Annotated in this window: 23 protein-coding genes and 1 pseudogene; 15 read left to right on the forward strand and 9 right to left on the reverse strand. The window is 61.7% G+C overall.

Going from position 1 to position 18,510, the window contains the following annotated elements; genetic code table 11:
* Positions 1–204: 204 nt before the first annotated feature.
* Both fen and Q0520_RS01485 read right to left on the reverse strand, forming a co-directional pair.
* Entirely contained in the window at positions 205–1,206 is a 1,002-nt protein-coding gene (gene fen, locus Q0520_RS01480) for a flap endonuclease-1 (RefSeq protein WP_298665725.1), read from the reverse strand.
* 31 nt (positions 1,207–1,237) lie between these two features.
* Positions 1,238–1,552 carry a hypothetical protein gene (locus tag Q0520_RS01485; RefSeq protein WP_298665727.1) on the reverse strand — a complete coding sequence of 105 codons (315 nt, stop codon included), beginning with the start codon at positions 1,550–1,552 and terminating at the stop codon, positions 1,238–1,240.
* A 143-nt stretch (positions 1,553–1,695) separates the two neighbouring features.
* Between Q0520_RS01485 and Q0520_RS01490 the strand changes: the two are divergent.
* Positions 1,696–2,427 (forward strand): annotated as a pseudogene (locus tag Q0520_RS01490) (presenilin family intramembrane aspartyl protease PSH); the annotation flags it as partial.
* Here the strand turns inward: Q0520_RS01490 and Q0520_RS01495 are convergent.
* Complete coding sequence (locus Q0520_RS01495) at positions 2,371–3,435, reverse strand: GTPase (protein ID WP_342765225.1); 1,065 nt, start codon at positions 3,433–3,435, stop codon at positions 2,371–2,373. The pseudogene Q0520_RS01490 and the gene Q0520_RS01495 sit on opposite strands and share 57 nt — an antisense overlap.
* Before the next feature lie 43 nt (positions 3,436–3,478).
* Here Q0520_RS01495 and Q0520_RS01500 point away from each other — a divergent pair, with 43 nt between their 5' ends.
* The 3 genes from Q0520_RS01500 (at position 3,479) to Q0520_RS01510 (ending at position 5,032) form a co-directional block, all read left to right on the forward strand.
* Entirely contained in the window at positions 3,479–4,357 is an 879-nt protein-coding gene (locus Q0520_RS01500; RefSeq protein WP_298665731.1) for a CBS domain-containing protein, read from the forward strand.
* 132 nt (positions 4,358–4,489) lie between these two features.
* Positions 4,490–4,699: a histone family protein gene (locus Q0520_RS01505; RefSeq protein ID WP_298665733.1), complete on the forward strand. Its 210-nt coding sequence runs from the start codon at positions 4,490–4,492 to the stop codon at positions 4,697–4,699.
* 81 nt (positions 4,700–4,780) lie between these two features.
* A complete protein-coding gene (locus tag Q0520_RS01510; RefSeq protein ID WP_298665735.1) occupies positions 4,781–5,032 on the forward strand; it encodes a PRC-barrel domain-containing protein in 252 nt (83 codons plus the stop codon).
* Here Q0520_RS01510 and Q0520_RS01515 read toward each other — a convergent pair whose 3' ends face one another.
* The 6 genes from Q0520_RS01515 to Q0520_RS01540 form a co-directional block, all read right to left on the reverse strand.
* A complete protein-coding gene (locus Q0520_RS01515) occupies positions 5,033–5,725 on the reverse strand; it encodes a phosphoglycolate phosphatase (RefSeq protein WP_298665737.1) in 693 nt (230 codons plus the stop codon).
* An 11-nt stretch (positions 5,726–5,736) separates the two neighbouring features.
* Positions 5,737–6,717: a DNA repair and recombination protein RadA gene (radA, locus tag Q0520_RS01520; protein ID WP_298665738.1), complete on the reverse strand. Its 981-nt coding sequence runs from the start codon at positions 6,715–6,717 to the stop codon at positions 5,737–5,739.
* A 179-nt stretch (positions 6,718–6,896) separates the two neighbouring features.
* Complete coding sequence (locus tag Q0520_RS01525) at positions 6,897–8,192, reverse strand: OB-fold nucleic acid binding domain-containing protein (RefSeq protein WP_298665740.1); 1,296 nt, start codon at positions 8,190–8,192, stop codon at positions 6,897–6,899.
* A gap of 10 nt (positions 8,193–8,202) precedes the next feature.
* Entirely contained in the window at positions 8,203–9,495 is a 1,293-nt protein-coding gene (gene lysA, locus Q0520_RS01530; protein ID WP_298665742.1) for a diaminopimelate decarboxylase, read from the reverse strand.
* On the reverse strand, positions 9,492–10,640 hold the full coding sequence (locus Q0520_RS01535) for an LL-diaminopimelate aminotransferase (protein ID WP_298665745.1): 1,149 nt from the start codon (positions 10,638–10,640) through the stop codon (positions 9,492–9,494). The genes lysA and Q0520_RS01535 overlap by 4 nt, the downstream gene beginning before the upstream one ends.
* Before the next feature lie 105 nt (positions 10,641–10,745).
* Positions 10,746–11,123, reverse strand: coding sequence for a transcriptional regulator (locus Q0520_RS01540; RefSeq protein ID WP_298665747.1), 378 nt, complete (start codon positions 11,121–11,123; stop codon positions 10,746–10,748).
* A 121-nt stretch (positions 11,124–11,244) separates the two neighbouring features.
* Between Q0520_RS01540 and fdhD the strand changes: the two genes are divergently transcribed.
* From fdhD to Q0520_RS01595, 11 genes are all read left to right on the forward strand, one after another.
* Positions 11,245–11,985 carry a formate dehydrogenase accessory sulfurtransferase FdhD gene (fdhD, locus tag Q0520_RS01545; RefSeq protein ID WP_298665749.1) on the forward strand — a complete coding sequence of 247 codons (741 nt, stop codon included), beginning with the start codon at positions 11,245–11,247 and terminating at the stop codon, positions 11,983–11,985.
* A gap of 14 nt (positions 11,986–11,999) precedes the next feature.
* A complete protein-coding gene (locus Q0520_RS01550; protein ID WP_298665751.1) occupies positions 12,000–12,479 on the forward strand; it encodes a DUF1890 domain-containing protein in 480 nt (159 codons plus the stop codon).
* Positions 12,467–12,739: a DUF1894 domain-containing protein gene (locus Q0520_RS01555; RefSeq protein ID WP_298665753.1), complete on the forward strand. Its 273-nt coding sequence runs from the start codon at positions 12,467–12,469 to the stop codon at positions 12,737–12,739. The genes Q0520_RS01550 and Q0520_RS01555 overlap by 13 nt, the downstream gene beginning before the upstream one ends.
* Entirely contained in the window at positions 12,736–13,014 is a 279-nt protein-coding gene (locus Q0520_RS01560) for a ubiquitin-like small modifier protein 1 (protein WP_298665755.1), read from the forward strand. The genes Q0520_RS01555 and Q0520_RS01560 overlap by 4 nt, the downstream gene beginning before the upstream one ends.
* Positions 13,015–13,644: 630 nt before the next feature.
* A complete protein-coding gene (locus Q0520_RS01565; RefSeq protein ID WP_298665757.1) occupies positions 13,645–14,469 on the forward strand; it encodes a sulfite exporter TauE/SafE family protein in 825 nt (274 codons plus the stop codon).
* Between the two features lie 35 nt (positions 14,470–14,504).
* The gene (locus Q0520_RS01570; protein ID WP_298665759.1) at positions 14,505–14,987 is read left to right on the forward strand and encodes a TspO/MBR family protein; all 483 of its coding nucleotides are present in this window, start codon (positions 14,505–14,507) and stop codon (positions 14,985–14,987) included.
* 83 nt (positions 14,988–15,070) lie between these two features.
* A complete protein-coding gene (locus Q0520_RS01575; protein ID WP_298665768.1) occupies positions 15,071–16,270 on the forward strand; it encodes an SLC13 family permease in 1,200 nt (399 codons plus the stop codon).
* A gap of 63 nt (positions 16,271–16,333) precedes the next feature.
* Entirely contained in the window at positions 16,334–16,498 is a 165-nt protein-coding gene (gene rd, locus Q0520_RS01580) for a rubredoxin (RefSeq protein WP_298665761.1), read from the forward strand.
* Positions 16,499–16,588: 90 nt separating this feature from the next.
* A complete protein-coding gene (locus tag Q0520_RS01585) occupies positions 16,589–16,750 on the forward strand; it encodes a rubredoxin (RefSeq protein WP_298665763.1) in 162 nt (53 codons plus the stop codon).
* A 2-nt stretch (positions 16,751–16,752) separates the two neighbouring features.
* Positions 16,753–17,940 carry an FprA family A-type flavoprotein gene (locus Q0520_RS01590; protein WP_298665764.1) on the forward strand — a complete coding sequence of 396 codons (1,188 nt, stop codon included), beginning with the start codon at positions 16,753–16,755 and terminating at the stop codon, positions 17,938–17,940.
* A 15-nt stretch (positions 17,941–17,955) separates the two neighbouring features.
* Positions 17,956–18,336: a desulfoferrodoxin gene (locus Q0520_RS01595; protein WP_298665766.1), complete on the forward strand. Its 381-nt coding sequence runs from the start codon at positions 17,956–17,958 to the stop codon at positions 18,334–18,336.
* Positions 18,337–18,510 lie beyond the last annotated feature (174 nt).

Consider the following 18,510-nt stretch of genomic DNA (forward strand, 5'->3'; position numbering starts at 1 on the left):
GAGAAAGCCGTTAGGCTTTCGAGATGTGAACGAAGTGAACGAGAGACACAGGAGATCGGAGATCTCCTGAGCAGGCACATCTTTGATGTGCCATGAGACGAAGTCTTCGAGCAGTCCCGGGTAGAGTGTTTGGGGAAGGCGGAGGGACCCGCGAGGGGACCGTCCTGCAATCAACAAAAAACCAAAAAAATATTCAGAGCCCCTTCAGAACCAGGCGTCGAGCGTCTTCTGTCCCGCCGTCTTATCGAGTCTGTCCAGGGCCGTCTCGACCCTGTCCTCGGAGAAGGAGTACTCCCCGCAGAGCATGGCGACGATCCCCTCCCTGTCCGGGCTCTTCCAGGCGAGGCGGTAGTCGTCGGTGGTGGGCGGGTCGAGGAAGAAGGAGAGCACCGGTTCCGGGTCGAAGTCGGGTGCCTTCTCCCTGACCGTCCCCGCGAAACCGCCCCTCTTCACGATCTTCAGGGCCGTCTTCGCCCCCACGCCCCGCACACCGGCGTTGAAGTCCGTCCCCACAAGGACCCCGACCTCCACCAGTTCTTCGCGCGTGAGGCCGAGGCCGCCGAGCACCGCCGCAAGGGAGAGAGACTCCGGGCGCACCGTCACCTGCCGCCCCCGCATCTTCCTCTTCCCCGATATCGCCAGGTTCCGCAGGAGACGCGGCGCCCCGAAGAGGAGTGAGTCGTAGTCCTGCGAGGCCGCCGCCTTCACGTCACCCTTCTGCACCATATAGGCCGCCTGGGCCTCGCCCTCGCTCGGCGCCTGGACCCAGGGGATGCCCGTCAGGTCGAGGAGGCGCTTGCTCGACGCGATCATCGCCTCGTCGATCCGGGTCGAGGCGCGGGCCTGTTTGTAGGCCTCCTCCGTATCGCCGCAGGCAAGGGCCTCCTGCCACCTGACTCCCGCCGCCTCCCGCACCTCCCGGCGCTTCTCGACCGTCGTGCTCTTCAGGTCGGGGGGAGCACCGTCGAAGACATAGACCGGGCGTATCCCCTTCTCCAGGAAGTTGACGTTCCGGAAGAACAGGCCCGAGAGGTGGGAGGTGACCCGCCCCTCCGCGTCCATCAGGGGAGTGCCGTCAGGTTGCCTGATGATTGTCAGAAATTGGTACAGCGCATTGAAGGCATCGATGCCGACCGCGCCCCTCACTTCGTCGAGTTCCATCTCCTGACAGAACTCACCGAGTATATCACGTAGTGCAACGCCCATGGATACTCTTTCCCGGGTCCTTACCTCTATCTTACCTGTACATCCTGCGGGTGATGTCGCTCACCGTATCGTCGATGTGCCTCACGGTATTGTCGTATCTCTGTACCATTGTCGTGGAGAGTTCTTCCAGGTTCACCCGCATCGTCCGCTCGCGTGCGATGATGCTTGCCTCAAGCCTCTGGACCTTGTAGCCGAGGGAGAGGAAGAGACCGCCAAGGGAGAGCATCATCAGGGTCGTCGCCACCGCCATGGTCAGGTCCTGCCAGACCCGCCAGACCAGCGTGAGGGTGGAGAGGACAAGGACGATGGTGAGGACAATGTCTACGAGGACTTCTCGGATCTCCATGCTTTTAGATGCTAAGGAACTATTAATTAATCTAACGATATTAAAAGAGGTCAGAAATGGATATTCGGAATAACATGCCCTTGATGGTGATGCCGGCGATGCTTATCGTGGTCGAGGTGCTCGGCATCCTCCTTGCCCTGCCGATGCAGTCGGCCGGTATTGTGGCCTTTGAAGACCCGACATCAGTTGCGAATCCCTTCATATTCCTCGGCCTCATCCTTGCCTTCACCCTGCTCATGCTCGGTCTGATCAAGATCGGCGGGAAGAAGGTGATCCTCGGACTTGTCGCGCTCTCCATATTCCTGACCTTTTACTACATCTTCTGGACCCTGTCGGCCATCGTCCTCGACACCCCCCTTCTGGTGTATATCCTGCCGGTCGCGGTCGCAGGTGCGGCGACGGCCGTCCTCTTCCTGTACCCCGAGTGGTACGTCATCGACACCCTGGGCATCCTCATCGCCGGGGGCGTCGCCTCCATCTTCGGGATCTCCCTCGCCGTCCTGCCGGTGATCCTCCTCCTCGCCCTCCTCGCAGTCTATGACGCCCTCTCGGTGTACAGGACAAAACACATGATCACTCTTGCCGAAGGGATCATCGACCTCAAGACCCCCATCCTCTTCGTCATACCGAAGAGGAGGGACTTCTCGTTCAGAAATGAAGGGATGGATCTTCAAAAAGGGAAAGAAGAACGGGGGGCATTTATCATGGGGATGGGCGACCTGATCATGCCGTCCGTCCTTGTCGTCTCGGCCCAGGTCTTCGTCCCGGCCCCGGCCCTCTGGTTCATATCGGTGCCTGCACTCGGAGCGATGGCCGGGTCAGTCGTCGGTATGGCCGTCCTCCTCAGGTTCGTCCTCTCCGGCCGTCCGCAGGCCGGACTCCCGCCCCTCAATGGCGGTACGATCCTCGGGTTTCTCATCGCCTGTGCCCTCAGCGGGAGCTGGGGCTGGCTCATGATAGTGTAGGAGGACCTCGGCGAGCACCGCGTCCACGCCCTCGCCGGTGGCGGTAGACATGGAAAGCACACCCTCCTCTCCTGCACGGATATCGGCCTTGTTGGCGACGACGAGCACCGGCACATCCACCATATTCCGGACCGTGTCGAGGAGGATACGCTGGTCGTCCATCGGGTACCCGCAGTACTCGCTCGGGTCGAGGATGAAGACGATCAGGTCGGCGGTATTCACGATCGCGGCGATCGCCTGCTCCTCGACGGCGTTTCTATCCTCCTCGGGGCGGTTGAGGAGGCCGGGGGTGTCGAGGAACTGGATACGGCGTCGACCCTCGTAATGGTGGCCCACGATCACGCCCTTCGTGGTGAAGGGATACGAAGCGATCTCTGGTTCGGCCGAGGAGACCAGCCTGATAAAGGAGGACTTGCCCACATTCGGGTATCCGGCGATCACCACGGTGAACTCGCTGTCCCTGACCTCGGGGAGTTTGCGCAGGACGTTCCTCGCCACATTGAGGAAGAGAAGGTCTTTGTCGATCTGGTGGACGATCGAGGCGATCCTGGCCACGGCCCTCTTCCGCACCACCGCGGTGTCCTCGGCCTTCCTGATCCGCCTCCCGCCGTGTTCAAAGCCCATCCTCTTCGTGTGCATCGCCGCCCACCCCACGTTCCCGAGGGCCATCTTCAGTCTCTCGATACCGAAGAGCGCCTCGACGGTATCACGGTAAAAGGGCGGTTGCTCCTCGAAGACCGGGAACGACTGGATGACATGGACCAGTTTGTCATGGACGGCACTTGAAACAGCCCTGACAAAATCTTCATTCGCACGGTCTTTGTTCGTCTTTGTCCGCATCTTTGCGGCGGCTCGCCGGAAACTCCGGTCGAGAACTTCGTCCGCAGTCGGAACAGTTGGTATTTTTTCGAAATCCACGGCACCCACAACCAAGATATTGATCTTCGGTCTAATTCTCTGTATGGATTTATCCCTTATACAGAAAGAGATACTTATCACTCTCATCACCCTGTACCACCGGCACTCCCGCGCGATCAAGGGGGAAGAGATCGCCGACGTGCTCAAGCGCAACCCCGGCACTGTCCGGAACCAGATGCAGTCACTCAAGGCACTCGGCCTGGTGGACGGTGTCCCCGGCCCGAAAGGAGGATACAATCCGTTGACCCTGGCCTACCACGAACTGAACCTCACCAATTATGACCAGGAGTCCCATGTCCCAATCGCGCGGGACGGTGCCGAGGTGGAAGGGGCCAATGTGGCCGAGATCGATTTCACCACCCTCTGTCACCCCGACATCTGCCACGCCCTGATCAGGATCATCGGGAGCGTGAAGATCTTCGAGATCGGGGACCAGGTCACCATCGGCCCGACCCCGGTGAACAAACTCCTCGTCCGTGGTGAGATCTACGGCAAAGACGAGGTGAAAAGTGCGCTTCTCATATCTATCATCGAGATGATCTCCCTCCCGAAAAAATCGATCCGGCATTATATGAGTTCCCCGCTCCTTTCTCTCTCCTCCGACGACACCCTCCAGTCTGCGGCGTCCTTTTTTGCCCGGCACCACATCCACGGTGCGCCGGTGATGGACGGCGAGAGTCTTTCCGGCATCGTCACCCTGACCGACCTTGCCAATGGACTGGACCGGGGCCTGGACCTTGCCACATCGGTCACCGCGGTGATGACCTCCGAGGTCGTCGAGACCGATGCCGACACACATCTCTACGAAGTGATCAGGCGCTTTAAAGAGCGTGAAATCGGTCGTCTCATCGTATTCGAGGGCGGAAAGCCCGTCGGGATCATCACCCAGTCAGACATCATAGGTGTCTTCCCCGCACTGTAAGTGGGGTGATAATTGGCGGTACACCAATCCAACAACCCACAACTATAAATATTGGTATCTACATCAGGGGGTGTGTTATTTCAACCCACTCATCCCTCTGGGGGGCGGGGTTGAGGAGCGAGGTGAAAACAGATGGGCGAACTGCCAATTGCACCGGTAGGAAGGATCATAAAAAATGCCGGCGCTGAGCGTGTCAGTGCCGACGGGAGCGAGGCTCTGGCCGTTTTGATGGAAGAATACGGGACGGTCCTCGCACGGGAGGCGATCAAACTCACCCGTCATGCGGGAAGAAAGACCGTCAAGTCCGTGGACATCAAGATGGCCTCCGAGATCCTCAAGTGAACACCCGGCGGAAAACGGCGGGATACCAAATCCACCTTCTTTTCAAACAATTTATATATCGACAGAACCCACTCAAAAACTATGAGTAAGATCTTCTCACGGGGCCTTGCACGAAAAAAGGTCATGAGCAATGACGGTATGATCATCGGCCAGATCAAGAACCTCCTGATCGACCTTGATTCCGGCGAGGTCGTCGACCTGATCATCAAACCCGATGCCTCCTTCGATACGGCAGGGTACAGGATGGACGGCGAGAATATGCTCATCGCTTTCGAGGCGGTCAAGGATGCGCGCGACTACATCGTGGTCGACCGTTATCTCTCGAAAAAATAATTATGTGAATAATTTCTGATACTTCCGGATAATATCAACAAAGCCTTCCCCATACCTCTTTTCAGAGACATAATCTGCCGTCTCCTTTATGCTGGGGGTGGCGTTGTCCAGGGTGGCCCCGATGCCGGCGCGGCTGATCATCTCCCTGTCGTTCTCCGAGTCCCCTATGGCAAGAAAATCTGCGGGGGTGAGGCCCATCAGGAGAGAGATGTCGGAGAGTGCGGTCCCCTTCGAGATGCCCTGGTACTGGAGGTGGATGGCGAAACCGGTGTCGATCGCCCTGACCGGCATGTCGGCGATCACCTCCGCCACCCTGGCAGGTTCGACGGTGCGGGCAAAGGCGATGTCGGCAAGGCGGTTGTCCGGCGAGTACAGGGTGAGACTCTTCCCCTCCGCGGCGAAATGCTCCTCGATCCGGCGGTAGGCATCCCAGCAGGCCGACTGACGGCCTGCCACATGGACTTTGCCATTGAAGCGGAGACGGTACACTCCCCCGTTCTCGCCGATGATCGTCCCGTCAGTCCCGACCATCTTGCAGAACATGTCGAGGGAGCAGATGGTGTTCCCGCTCGCGATGACGACCGGGATACCGGTATCGACGAGGTCCCGGATCGTCTCGATGGCGGCGGTGGAGATCCGCCGCCGCGCATCAGTGAGTGTCCCGTCGAGGTCGGTGACGACTGCCTTCAGCACCTGCGCCCCCTTCAGGGCTTGAGTCCGGACATCTCGACGACGAACGCCGCCTCGCCTTCGGGCAGGTTCGGGCTGTCGACGAGTTTTGCGATCCGCCTGCCGCCCTTGCTCTTCCTGAGATAAAGCCTGAACTTTGCCGCATGCCCGACAATGTTGCCGCCGATCGGTTTTGTGGGGTCGCCGAAGAAGACGCCGGGGTTCGACTGGACCTGGTTGGTGACGAGGGCGACGGCATTGTACTCCTCGGCAAGTTTTGCAAGGTCGTACATGTGCCTGTTCAACTTCTGCTGCCGCACCGACAGGGTGCCCCTGCCTGCATACTCTGCCCTGAAATGTGCGGTCAGCGAGTCGATGACGATCAGCCGTACGGGATAGTCGCTGTCCTTCATCTCGTTTGCGAGGTCGCGGGCACTGTCGACGAGGAGCATCTGGTGGTCGGAGGTGTAGCCCTTTGCGACATGGATCCGTTCGAGGAACTCCATGAAAGGCGGTACTTCGTAGCCGGGGATATCGAGCCCCGCCACCATCTGCTCGATACGCTCCGGGCGGAAGGTGTTCTCGGTGTCGATATAGATGCAGGAACCGTGCAGCCCGCCGAGTTCTTCGGGGAGCTGGACATTGACCGCCATCTGGTGGGCTATCTGGCTCTTGCCCGACCCGAACTCACCGTAGACTTCCGAGATGGACTTCGTCTCCAGCCCGCCGGAGAGGAGGGCGTCGAATTCCGGGACAAGGGTCTGGAGTTTCTTTACTTCTTTCCTGTCTTCGAGGACGGCGATGCCGGTCTTGAAACCGCCGATGTCGGCGAGTTCGCGGGCCGACTTGATTATCTTCTTTGCGCTCGACTCCCCGATCTCAGCCGTCTCGGCGAGGTCGGCTGGCGAAGCCGTAGCAATACTCTCGACAGTTACATAACCAGCCTCCCGCAGCTTGTCTGCCGTTGTCGGCCCGACGCCGGGGAGATCTTCAAGGTCCAGGGATGTTTTTGCCATATTTTACCTCATTCCTTCAGATATTTTGGTCACACACACCAGCAGGGACGGTGCGGAAGGTGCGGAAGGCCGGGAAAACCCGCGTGAGCGTGGTCTCCGGGCACACATATCCCTTTCGCACCTGACATCAACTGCCTTTGCCGTGTGCGGTGTGAAAGTGAACGGTCGTGTCCTCGTCCTCAGGGTGTCCCGCCGGTCAGGTCTTCGAGGCGTTGTTCAAGGGCGTGCCTGTCGATGTCAACCGGTTCGATTGCCGCCGGGACGATCCGCGGCCCCCGCCGTGTCCCGGTCACCGTCACCTCCTGGCCGGGGAGGATGTCGATGGGGAGGAGATAGGCCTCGACGCCGTTGTCGATGGTCATGCCGAGGGCCGAGGGGACGGTCGTCCCCTGAAAGACGATCTCTTCCTCGTTCTCTTCCCCGGCGCCGAGGAGCACGCTCCCCCGGCCGACGGAGACCTCGGTCCCGCCGTCCCGTCCCTCCTTTGCCCGTGCGTGGTAGACCCTGACCACGTCGCCGGGTGCAAGGCCGAGGAGGGCCTGGTCGCCCCAGAGGACGAGGTGTACCGTTCCCGACTCGTCGGCAAGGTCGATGTTCTGCACATACGACCTCTCGCCGGTGCGGGTCTGGAAACTCCGCGGGGGGTGCACCGCCGCGACCTGCCCCGCCAGTGAGACGCACTCGCCTGCCGTCACCTCTGTGGCGGGGGTGACCCTGACCTCAACCTCGACCTCCCCGTCGGTCGGTGTGACGCTCCCGCGGTCGTCGAGGGAGAACTCAGGCCCCCCGACCTTCACGGCCCCCCGTGCACCGCTGATGCGCACGGTGTCGCCGGCCGCCGAGGTTGCAAGTATCGCCGGGTCCCAGCAGACGAGGCGCGCCGTCCCGGTCCGGTCGCCGATGACGGCCGTGGTCATCGTCCCGCCTGTCCCGTCGCGCCGCGTGAACTCTCGCGGCTCTCCGATCCCGAGGATACGCACCACAAGGTCGCCGGTGCCGACCGGCGATGCGCAGGTGCGTTCCGTCTCCACCGGGCAGTCGATGAGCACCGTGGACTTCCGCAGGGCAAGGGCCGTGACGCTCCCGCCCCGCGGTGCGAGTCGCCCGATCACCTCAAGCACCTCGCCGGGTTCGATCTCGGCGACCGCCCCGGCCTTCTCGTCCCAGAGGGTCACCTCGATCCGGCCGGAGGCGTCGCCGAGGAGGAGAGTGGCGCGCACCCCGGTGTCCCCGTCGCGCCGTGTGAACTCCTCGGGTTCCGCGGCAGAGAGCACTTTCCCGAAGAAGGAGACGATCGAAGGGCCGGGGACGATGCCGGTGATCTGCAGGTGGTGACGGCCGCAGTCGGTGACGACAAGGAGTGCGGCGGCGTTCTCGTCGAGGAGACCGCCCGACGCCTGCATGCGTTCGTTCACCCGCTTCTCAAACTCCTCGCGGCTGATCAGGTCGTCGACGAGGGCGTAGTGAAAGTTCACAGTTCTCCGGTCACTCCTTCCAGACCGGGGTCACCATGGCGGCTGTGACGTCGTCGATGGTCTCGGCCCGGCGCATCAGGGCGTGCTTCCTCCCGCTCACCGCAACCTCGGCACAGCGCGGCCTGCTGTTGTACTGCGATGACATCGCGTAGCCGTAGGCGCCCGCGTCGAGGACGGCGATGACGTCGCCGGCCTTCGGCGCCGGGAGGGCGCGGTCGTGCGCAATGATGTCGCCTGTCTCGCAGATCGGGCCTGCCACCGTGTAGGTGCCGTCGGCCGGGACGTCGGCGCGGTCTGCCACGAGCACCTCGTGGTAGGCGTCGTACATCGCCGGGCGGATGAGGAGGTTGAACCCTGCGTCCACGTTCACGAAGGTCTTGTGGGCCTTCTTCACCGAGTTCACGCGGGCGAGGAGGACCGATGAGTCGCCGACGAGCCAGCGGCCCGGTTCCACCCAGAGGGCCGGGTCGATCCCGCACTCCCTGATGCCCCGCAGGAAGACCGGCATCACGGCGGCCGCATACTCGGCGGGCGTCGGTGCCGGGTCGGTGTCGTGGTGGTACGGGATGCCGAGGCCACCGCCGAGGTCGAGGAATTCCAGGCTGACACCGAGGTCGGTGACCTCCTTTGCTACCCGCACCATCACCTCTGCGGCGCAGGCGAAGGGCTCGACCTCCAGGATCTGGGACCCGATGTGGCAGTGGATGCCGACAGGTTCGATATGCTCGCAGGCGAGTGCTTCCCCGTATGCGCCGACGATCTCCTGCGCCGGGATGCCGAACTTGCTCGTTGCAAGCCCGGTGGCGATCTTCGGGTGGGTCGGCACCTCGAGGGCCGGGTTCACCCTGAAGGCGATCTCCGCCGTCTTCCCGGCCTCGCCGGCAATGGCGTCGAGCTGGTGGAGTTCGTCCAGGGAGTCGACCGAGACCCGCACCCCCATCTCGACGGCGAGGGCGAGGTCGGCGCGGCTCTTGGAACTCCCGTTGAAGAGGAGGCGTTCTGGCTTCATGCCGGCACGGACGGCCAGTTCGAGTTCGCCGGGGGAGAAGACGTCCGCGCCCGCCCCTTCGGCGGCGAGGGCCCTGATCACCGCGAGGTTGCCGTTCGCCTTCGCCGCGAAGAGCACCTGCACGTCAGGGTAGTGGGCGGCGAGGGCGGCGTGGAAACGCCTGAAGTTGCCGGTGACCCGGTCAAGGTCGGTGACGTACAGGGGCGTGCCGTACTCCTCTGCAAGGGAAGGGCAGTCGACGCCGCCGATGGCGAGACGGCCGTCTTTGATTGTCAGGTGCGGCGGGAGTTTCATGGCATGATCCTCCTGATGCGGTCGAGGGCCTCTTCGATCCGTTCGACAGAGCGGGTGATGGCGAAACGCACGTACCCCGCCCCGCTCTCGCCGAAACCGACACCCGGCGTCACGACGATCCCGGCCCTGTCGAGGAACTGCGCCGCCGTCTTCATGCAGTCGTCGACAGGCATCCAGACATAGAAGGTAGCCTTCGGTGCACGGACGTCGAAGCCGAGTTCCCGGAGGCCCCTGACAAGGACGTCGCGGCGTTCCTGGTACACGGTGCAGGCGTCGGCGACGCACTGCTGGGGACCGGTGAGTGCGGCGACCGCCGCCTCCTGCACGGCGTCGAAGACCCCGGAGTCCACGTTCGACTTCACCCGGCCGAGGCCGGAGAGGATCTCCGGGTTACCGACGGCCATGCCGATCCGCCACCCGGTCATGTTGTAGGTCTTGGAGAGAGAGTGCATCTCCACCCCGACCTCCTTCGCCCCGTCGGTCTCCAGGAAAGAGGGCGCCCTGTAACCGTCGAAGGTGATCTCCGAGTAGGCGTTGTCGTGGACGACGACCAGGTCGTTGTCGCGGGCGAAGTCCACGACCTCCTCGAAGAACGCTTTCGGTGCGACCGCCGCGGTCGGGTTGTTCGGGTAGTTGAAGAAGAAGAGTTTCGCCTTCTTCAGGACGTCCTTCGGGATGTCGTCGAGGACGGGCAGGAAGTTGTTCTCCGCGGTGAGGGGCATGAGGTGCGTCTTCCCCTCGGCAAAGAGCGTCGAGGTCTTGTAGACCGGATAACCGGGGTCGGGGACGAGGACATAGTCGCCCGGGTTGACGAAGGCCTCGGGGATATGGGCGATGCCGTCCTTCGACCCCATCAGGGCGAGGACTTCGCTGTCCGGGTCAAGGGAGACGGAAAAACGTTTTCCGTACCACTCCGCAACCGCCTGGCGGTAGGCGGCCATCCCCTCGTAAGCGGGGTAGTGGTGGTTCTTCGGTTCCCTCACCGCCCTGACCATCGCCTCGACGATATGGGCAGGCGTCGGGAGGTCGGGGTCGCCGACACCGAGGTCGATGATGTCAACTCCCTCTTTCCTCTTCTGGGCCTTCATTGCGTCGATACGGGCGAATAAGTATGGCGGTAGGTTTTCCAGTCTCTGCGAATACATCGCTCTACTATTGCAGGGCTAGAATAATTAACTTCGTGCCCCTCAGAAAAACCGGAAAAAACTGCCGGAAAGATGCCCGCACCCTCTCACGGATGCGGAGGGCTCTCAGGTCGAGTGGGTCGCATCCCCGGAGGAAGAGATGTTGCAGACGAGGTCACGGGGGCATGGGGTGCCGTCGTCCTCGGCGATATTGCCCTGGGCGCGGACCTGCATGCAGATGTCGCACATACGTAAACTCATGTGCCCGACATTGTCGGCGACAAGGTCTTCGGCCAGGTGCCTGATGGACGATATCGCTTCGTCGCCCAGTTCTATTGTGCAGCCGCGTTTCTTGGATGCATACTGGGAGACAGATGCCGGGGTGATGTCGAGCATTGTCGAGACCTTCCTCTGGGACAGTCCTTTTTCCATCAGTTCCTGCACGAGGCATGCACGGATGCACGGGAGGATAAGCCAGACGCCAGTCTCACAGGGGAGTTTCATGAGATCACAATCCATAAATTGAGAGAGTTCGGATTAACAACTGTTAATGGGTATATCATATAAGAGTTGGGAACATGCCAGTACCTGCACAGGCAGGGCGTGACCGGGAAGGGGATATTTGATGGATCTCTGCACTCATACAGGTATTCAGGTAAAAGGGGGAGAGCCGCGGGAGATCACCGACGAGGTCTGCGTCGAGCACCGCTACCTCCTCGTAATGAACGGCACCCCGGTCGCCAGGATGGTGGCGTCTGCCGACGCACTCAGGGAATATGGGGCGGGTTTTGCGATCACCGAGGGCCTTGCCCGGAAAGTCATCTCTGTCGAGGTTGTCGGTGACGAGGTCAGGGTCGAGGCGGTCCCTGCCCCGGCCTGCGAGCAGGTGGTCGAGTCGTCGGGCGGGCCGGCATCTCTCTGTGCAGTCCCGCGGGTCGCGTCAGACCTGCGGATCGGCATCGACGATGTCTACAGGATGACCGCCGCCATCGAGTCTGACGAGTGGCGGAGAACGGGGGGCCTCCACTGCTCGGTGCTCTTCTGCGACGGGGAACTCCGTGCGAAGGCCTGCGATGTCGGCCGCCACAACACGGTGGACAAGGTGATCGGGCACGCCGTCCTCGCCGGTCTCGACCGGTCGCGGTGCGTCCTTGGCTGTACCGGTCGCCAGCCTGCCGGGATGGTGGCGAAGGCGGCCCGTGCCGGGATACCGATTGTCATATCGCGTGCGGCATCCACCTCTCAGGGGATTACGACTGCACGAGAGGCCGGGCTCACTCTTGTCTGCTTCTCGCGGGGGGACAGGTTCACCGTCTACACCCACCCCGAGCGGATCGAGGGTATCAAAATGCCCCGGCAGGAATGATCAAGAGGACCAGAATGACAGAAATGGACAGAGGATCTGAAAGACAGAAAGAGGGTCTGATCCTGCTCGGGTGCCCGGAGGCCGCGGCGCAGGTGAGCGTGGCCCTCCACATTGCGCACGGCCTCCGCAGGATGGGCCTTGTGCCGGTCGTCGCCGGAAACCCGTCGGCGCGGGCGCTCGTTGACATGGCCGATCCTGACCGGCATTATGTCGGCGAGATGGTCGACCTCGACGCCTGTATCGACTCGCTCGTCGAGCATGAACGAGACTATGCCGTCTCTTTTGTGCTCATACACCGTGAGAGCGGTGTCAGTTATGCGGGGACGGTCGGCAGTGTCTCTGCCGGGCGCGTGGTTGCGGTCGTCTTCGGAAGAGAGGCGGAGGAACTTGCCGGGCTCATCGACTTCCCGTGCGAGCAGGTGGTGGCGAAGGCCGTCCACCATGTCCTCCCCCTCGCAAAAGATATTGACAGGGTGATGGGATGGGATGCGTAGAAGCGCTCAACTATGAGATCCTCCTCAGGAACTGTTCGTTCAAGGAGTACAGGGAATATATCAGGAAGAACTACCGGGAGCACTACGACGTGATGCCCGGTTACCGCATCTTTGACCTCGCCCTCATCGGCGTCCCCCCGATCCCGATCGGCGTGGACGGCGACTACGTGATCTTCCCGTACACGAAACCGTGCCACGGCACTTTTGTGCTGAGGGTTGAAGGGAAAGAGGAGATAGAGAAACTGAGGTCGAAAAAATGAAGGTCATTGTGAAAGCATTCGCGACGTTCAGGAAGATACTGGAGAACGAGAAGGAGGTCGAGTGTCCTGAAGGCACGACGATCGGGGGCCTCGTCGAGATGCTTATTGCAGAGAGACCCGCCCTCAGGGATGCGATCTACGCCGCACCCGGCGTCCTCCAGGACCATGTCACTGTCCTGAGGAACGGGAGGAACGTCTACTTTGAGAAGGGTCTGCAGACAGTCGTCGCGGACCGGGATGTCGTCTCGCTCTTCCCGCCTGTCGGCGGAGGATAAAAAGAAAAATAGAAGTCAGGTGGGTTGGGCAGAGGCAGAATAGGGTGTGGTCCACGCCCCCCCAGTATGGACCACATCCTCGTTCTGCCAGCAGGACCCGGAGTGATCGAAAAGAATCCATCCTGCTGATATCCTGCACGCCCTCGCAGGGCGGCACAGTGATGAACTCCGGCAACCAGCATGTGTGGCCATCTGCCAGTCTGCAGAGGGTGGCCCTCTGCATACCGTTCTTGGAAACCTTATGGCAGACCTAGCAAGCCTGTACTTCCTTTTGTACCTGTTCCTGCCCCGTCATTGACGAAGACACGTGTCCCCCCACGTACACGGTGTCTTACCCGCTCAGGGGCACTCCGCTAATATCTCTCTGGGATGATAAATGTTTCGCATGGCCCTCCCTGGCATCTGTACCGCCGGGAAACAAAGGGCTGAAAATATCTTTTTCAATCAACAGGGTTTTAATAAGATATCGATTTTGTATCAGCCACCTGAAAAATCCCTGTTGCGTATGGTCTCTGCCATGTCCCATGAAATATTTCTCTCAGGAGATATACGTCCGGGTTTCGTCCTCCGGTGATACTCCCGGCCCGCGCCGATCCCTATGTACAGGAAGAGACAGAGATACAGGAGAGTATGATAGATCTCCTCACCCTTCTTGTGCTGGTGCTGGTCGGCGTCTTTGCCGGTCTCCTCTCCGGCATGCTCGGCGTGGGCGGCGGCTTCATCATGGTCCCGGTGCAGTTCTGGCTCTACTCTGTGTCAGGCTACCCTGACGAGGTCGCTCTCAGGCTCGCCTTTGCGACAAGCCTCGCCGTCATCCTCCCCACCGCCCTGAGCAGCGCCATCGGTCACCAGAGGAAGGGCGCCGTCGTCTGGCGGGCGGGGGCGCTCCTCGGCGCCGCGGCCGTTCCTGCGGCGGTCTCCGGTGCATGGCTTGCCACCGTACTCCCTGCCACTCCTCTTGAGGTCTTCTTCGGCCTTGTCGTCCTTGTTGCCGGGGCACGCACCTTCTTCGCCACCACGGAGAGTGCGGAGGTGCCGGCAGTCCCGGCCACGCGCTACCTCCTCTGGGGCGTTCCCGTGGGTCTCGTCTCCGGTCTTGCCGGCATCGGCGGCGGCGTCATACTGGTGCCGATCCTCACCGTGATCCTCCGCTTCCCCATGCACCGCGCCGTCGCCACATCGACGGTCGTGATGCTCTGCGCTGCGAGCAGCGGTCTTGTCACGTACATGCTCCTCGGGCAGGGTGTCGCCGGTCTCCCGCCCCTTGCCGTCGGCTACGCGGACCTCTTCCAGGCTGCCGTCCTCGCGGCGGCGAGCATCCCGGCGGCGCAGGCCGGCGCCCTCATCTCCCACAGGATGCCGGCGCGGTTCTTGAAGGGTATGTTTGCCGTGCTCACCACCTATATCGGGCTGCACATGACCGGGGTCTTCTCCGCCCTCGGTCTCCCCCTCTGATGAACACTCATATAGGGGGACGGCGATCCTCCCTCATGGCCACACTCTCCGATCCCGTCCGCCTCGTCATATCGGTCGCCCTGACCCTCCTTGTCGGCTTTGCCGGTTCTTTCTTCACGGCGCCACAGATTTCCGGCTGGTATGCCGGGCTTGCAAAGTCCCCGCTGAACCCGCCTGCCTGGGTCTTCGGCCCTGCCTGGACGATCCTTTTCATCCTGATGGGCGTCTCCCTCTTTCTCATCTGGCGGGAAGGGACGGGACGGCCTGAGGTGAGGGTTGCCCTCCTTGCCTTCGGCGTGCAACTCGTGCTCAACGTCCTCTGGTCCGCCCTCTTCTTCGGCCTGCAGTCGCCATTTCTCGGGTTTCTTGAGATCGTCCTCCTCTGGTGTGCGATCCTCGCCACAATCGTCCTCTCGGCCCGCGTCTCGAAAGCGGCGGCCTGGCTCCTCCTGCCGTACATCCTCTGGGTGAGTTTTGCCGCCTACCTCACCTGGTCGGTCTGGACCCTCAACCCGTGATGGTCGGAAGGGAGATATAGAGAGAAAAAACACCCTTCCCCACGCACATCGCCCTCCTCATCGTCGGTGCCGTCTTCCTCCTCATCGCCTTCAGGCAGACCCTCGGCGTAAAAATTTCCATCTGGCAGATCATGCTCGGCGGAGCGGTCGCCATGCTCCTCTCGGGTTCTGTCGCGCCCGTGCCGGCACTTCAGGCGATCGATCTCGACGTCATGATCTTCCTCTTCTGCATGTTCCTCGTCGGCGTCGCCCTGGAGGAGAGCGGTTACCTCACCACCCTGAGCACCGCCTTCCTCGGGCGTGCAAAGACGGCGGGGGGCCTCATCGTCCTCCTCGTCCTCTGCGCCGGCGCCGGTTCCGCTCTCCTGATGAACGACACTCTCGCCGTCATCGGGACGCCTCTTGTCCTCGGCTATGCAGTGCGCTACGGGATCAGGTCGCAGGCCCTCCTCCTTGCCCTTGCCTTCGCCGTGACGACCGGGAGCGTCGCAAGCCCGATCGGGAACCCGCAGAACCTCCTCGTCGCCACGAAGGGCGGTTTTGCCGACCCGCTCATGGCGTTCCTCACGGTCCTCGGTCCGCCGACCGTCCTTGCCCTTCTCCTCGCCTGCGCCGTCCTCTTCGTCGCCTTCAGGGATGAATGGAGAAAAAGTCTCGACGCCCCGGCGCCGCCCGCGTGCACCGGCGACCCCGCCCTCACCGCCCTTGCCCGGACCTCTCTCATTGTCGTCGTCGCCCTGATCATCGCAAAGGTCGTCATCTTTGCGGTTGCGCCCGGCACCGAGATCCCCCTGATTGTCATTGCCGTCGCCGCCGCCGTCCCCCTCCTTGTCCTCTCGCCCCGCCGGGTCGAACTCGTGAGGAAGGTCGACTGGGCGACGCTCGTCTTCTTCGCCGCCCTCTTCGTCGTCATGGCCGGTGTGCGGGAGAGCGGCGCCCTCGCCGACCTCATGGCAGGTACGGGTGAGGTCGCGCCGTCCATCCCGGCGATCATGGCCGGCGGCATTATCCTCAGCCAGTTCATCTCCAATGTCCCCTTCGTCGCCCTTGCCCTCCCTCTCCTCACCGCGGCCGGGACCGGGGAGGCCGGGATGCTCGCCCTCGCCGCCGGGAGCACCATCGCCGGGAACCTGACGATCGCCGGGGCCGCGAGCAACGTCATCATCGTGCAGGGCGCCGAAAGGCGGGGTGTCACCCTGGACTTCTTCGGGTTCGTGAAAGTCGGCCTGCCCCTCACTCTCATCCAGGCGGCGGTCTATACCGGGTGGCTCCTCCTGATCTGAGGTTCCCGCCACATCTTTCGGTAAAATTATATGAGGAAAGGCCCAGTTCTTGACTGGTGACATATGGATCGGTATCAGTGCATGGTCTGCGGCTATATCTACGACCCGGCAAAGGGAGACCCTGAAAGCGGGATCGCTCCCGGAACTCTCTTCGACGACCTCCCCGAAGACTGGACCTGCCCGGTCTGCGGCGCACAGAAGAGCAATTTTGTCCGGATGGACGAGTAAGAGACCTCCGGTTCCTTCGGGGACCGCGGAGATACTATTTCTCTCATAAGGCGAAGACTTATAGAGAAAAAGGCTGACTGAGGAGAGACTATGGAAAAATTTCAGTGCATGATCTGCGGTCACATCTACGACCCGGCAAAGGGCGAACCGAAACAGAAGATCAAAGCGGGCACTGCATTTGCAGACCTTCCCGACGACTGGACCTGTCCGGTCTGCACGGCTCCGAAGACAAAATTCAAACCGGTGGCATGAAAATGGCTGTACGGGAGATTGCGCCTGACGTCTATTCTGTGGGCGTCGTCGACTGGGACCTGCGCCTCTTCGACGCCCTGATCGGCACCCCGGAGGGGACGAGTTACAACGCCTTCGTTGTCAGGGGGACGGAGAAGACCGCCCTCATTGACACCGTCGACCCGAAGTTCGAGGAAGACCTCCTGAAGAACCTGATGAGACTCAGGATGGCGTCCCTGGACTACATCGTCATCAACCACGCCGAGCAGGACCACTCAGGCACCCTGCCCCTCCTCCTGGAGATGTTCCCCGCGGCGACGGTCATTGCGGACGAGAAGTGTCGCGACCTCATCGAGCACCTCCTCCAGGTCCCGCCGGAGAGGATTCAGACGGTGAAGGACGGCGACACCCTTGACCTCGGCGGGAAGACGCTGGAGTTCATCGTCTCGCCATGGGTCCACTGGCCGGAGACGATGCTCACCTTCGAGAAGGAGGACGGCATACTCTTCTCGTGCGACCTCTTCGGTTCCCATCTCGCCACGAGCGAACTCTTCGTGAAAGATTTCACGACTGTCTTCCACGCGGCGAAACGCTACTACGCCGAGATCATGATGCCCTTCAGGGCGAGTGTGAAGGCGGCGATGCAGAAGGTGGCCGCAAGAGACGTGGTGGTCATCGCCCCGAGTCACGGCCCTCTCTACCGCGACCCCTCGCTCATCCTCGACGCCTATGAGGACTGGACCTCGGACGCCGTGAAGAACCTCGTCCTGGTCCCCTATGTCTCGATGCACGGGAGTACGGCGAAGATGGTCTCGTTCTTCACCGACGCTCTCATCGAGCGCGGGGTCGAGGTGCGACCCTACGACCTGACGCGGGCAGACCCCGGCGAGGTGGCGATGACGGCCGTCGACGCGGCGACGATCGTCTTTGCGGCGCCGACCGTCCTCTTCGGTCCGCACCCGGCGGCGGTCTATGCGGCCTATCTCCTCGGCGCCCTGAAACCGAAGACGAAGTTCGTCTCTGTCATTGGTTCCTTCGGGTGGGGCGGCAGGACCGTCCAGTACCTCACCGACACTCTCGCCCCGCTCAAGGCCGAGATGATCGGCCCTGTCTATGTCAGGGGGTATCCCACGCCGGAGGACCTTTCAGCGCTCGCCGACCTTGCCGACACAATTGTTAAGAAGCATGAGGGCATAGTGACCGAACCGTAATGGGGAGGATCACGGATGACCGAAATGCTGGATGTCTATAAATGCGAAAAGTGCGGGAATGTCGTGAAGATCGCGCATGCCGGCGACGGGCAACTGGTCTGCTGCGGGGCGCCGATGGTGAAGATGGAGGAGAAGACCGCCGACGTCGGGAAGGAGAAGCATGTCCCCGTCCTTGAAAAGACGGCGAAGGGGATCAAGGTGAAAGTGGGCGGCGTCCCGCACCCGATGGAGGAGAAGCACTATATCGAGTGGGTCGAGGTGCGGAAGGGGCGCAAACTCTGCGTCTACAAACTCAAGCCCGGCGACGCCCCCGAGGCCGAGTTCCTGATCGACGACGTCAATGCAAAGACCCGGATATACTGCAATGTCCACGGTCTCTGGACGAACAGAAAATAATTTCTCGCAGGGCCGCGCGGGAAATGGTGTGCCATGCGGTCTTTGACCTCTTTTTTGGGACGGCGCGGATCTCTGGAGAGATTTTCATGCCTCCGGTCGTCGGCGAAGACCTTCCGGTCTTCTTGAACTCGCTGACGCTCGCAACTCGAAGACTTCGTCTTCTCGACTCCCTCC

The sequence above is a fragment of the uncultured Methanofollis sp. genome (assembly GCF_937919355.1).
GTDB lineage: Archaea > Halobacteriota > Methanomicrobia > Methanomicrobiales > Methanofollaceae > Methanofollis.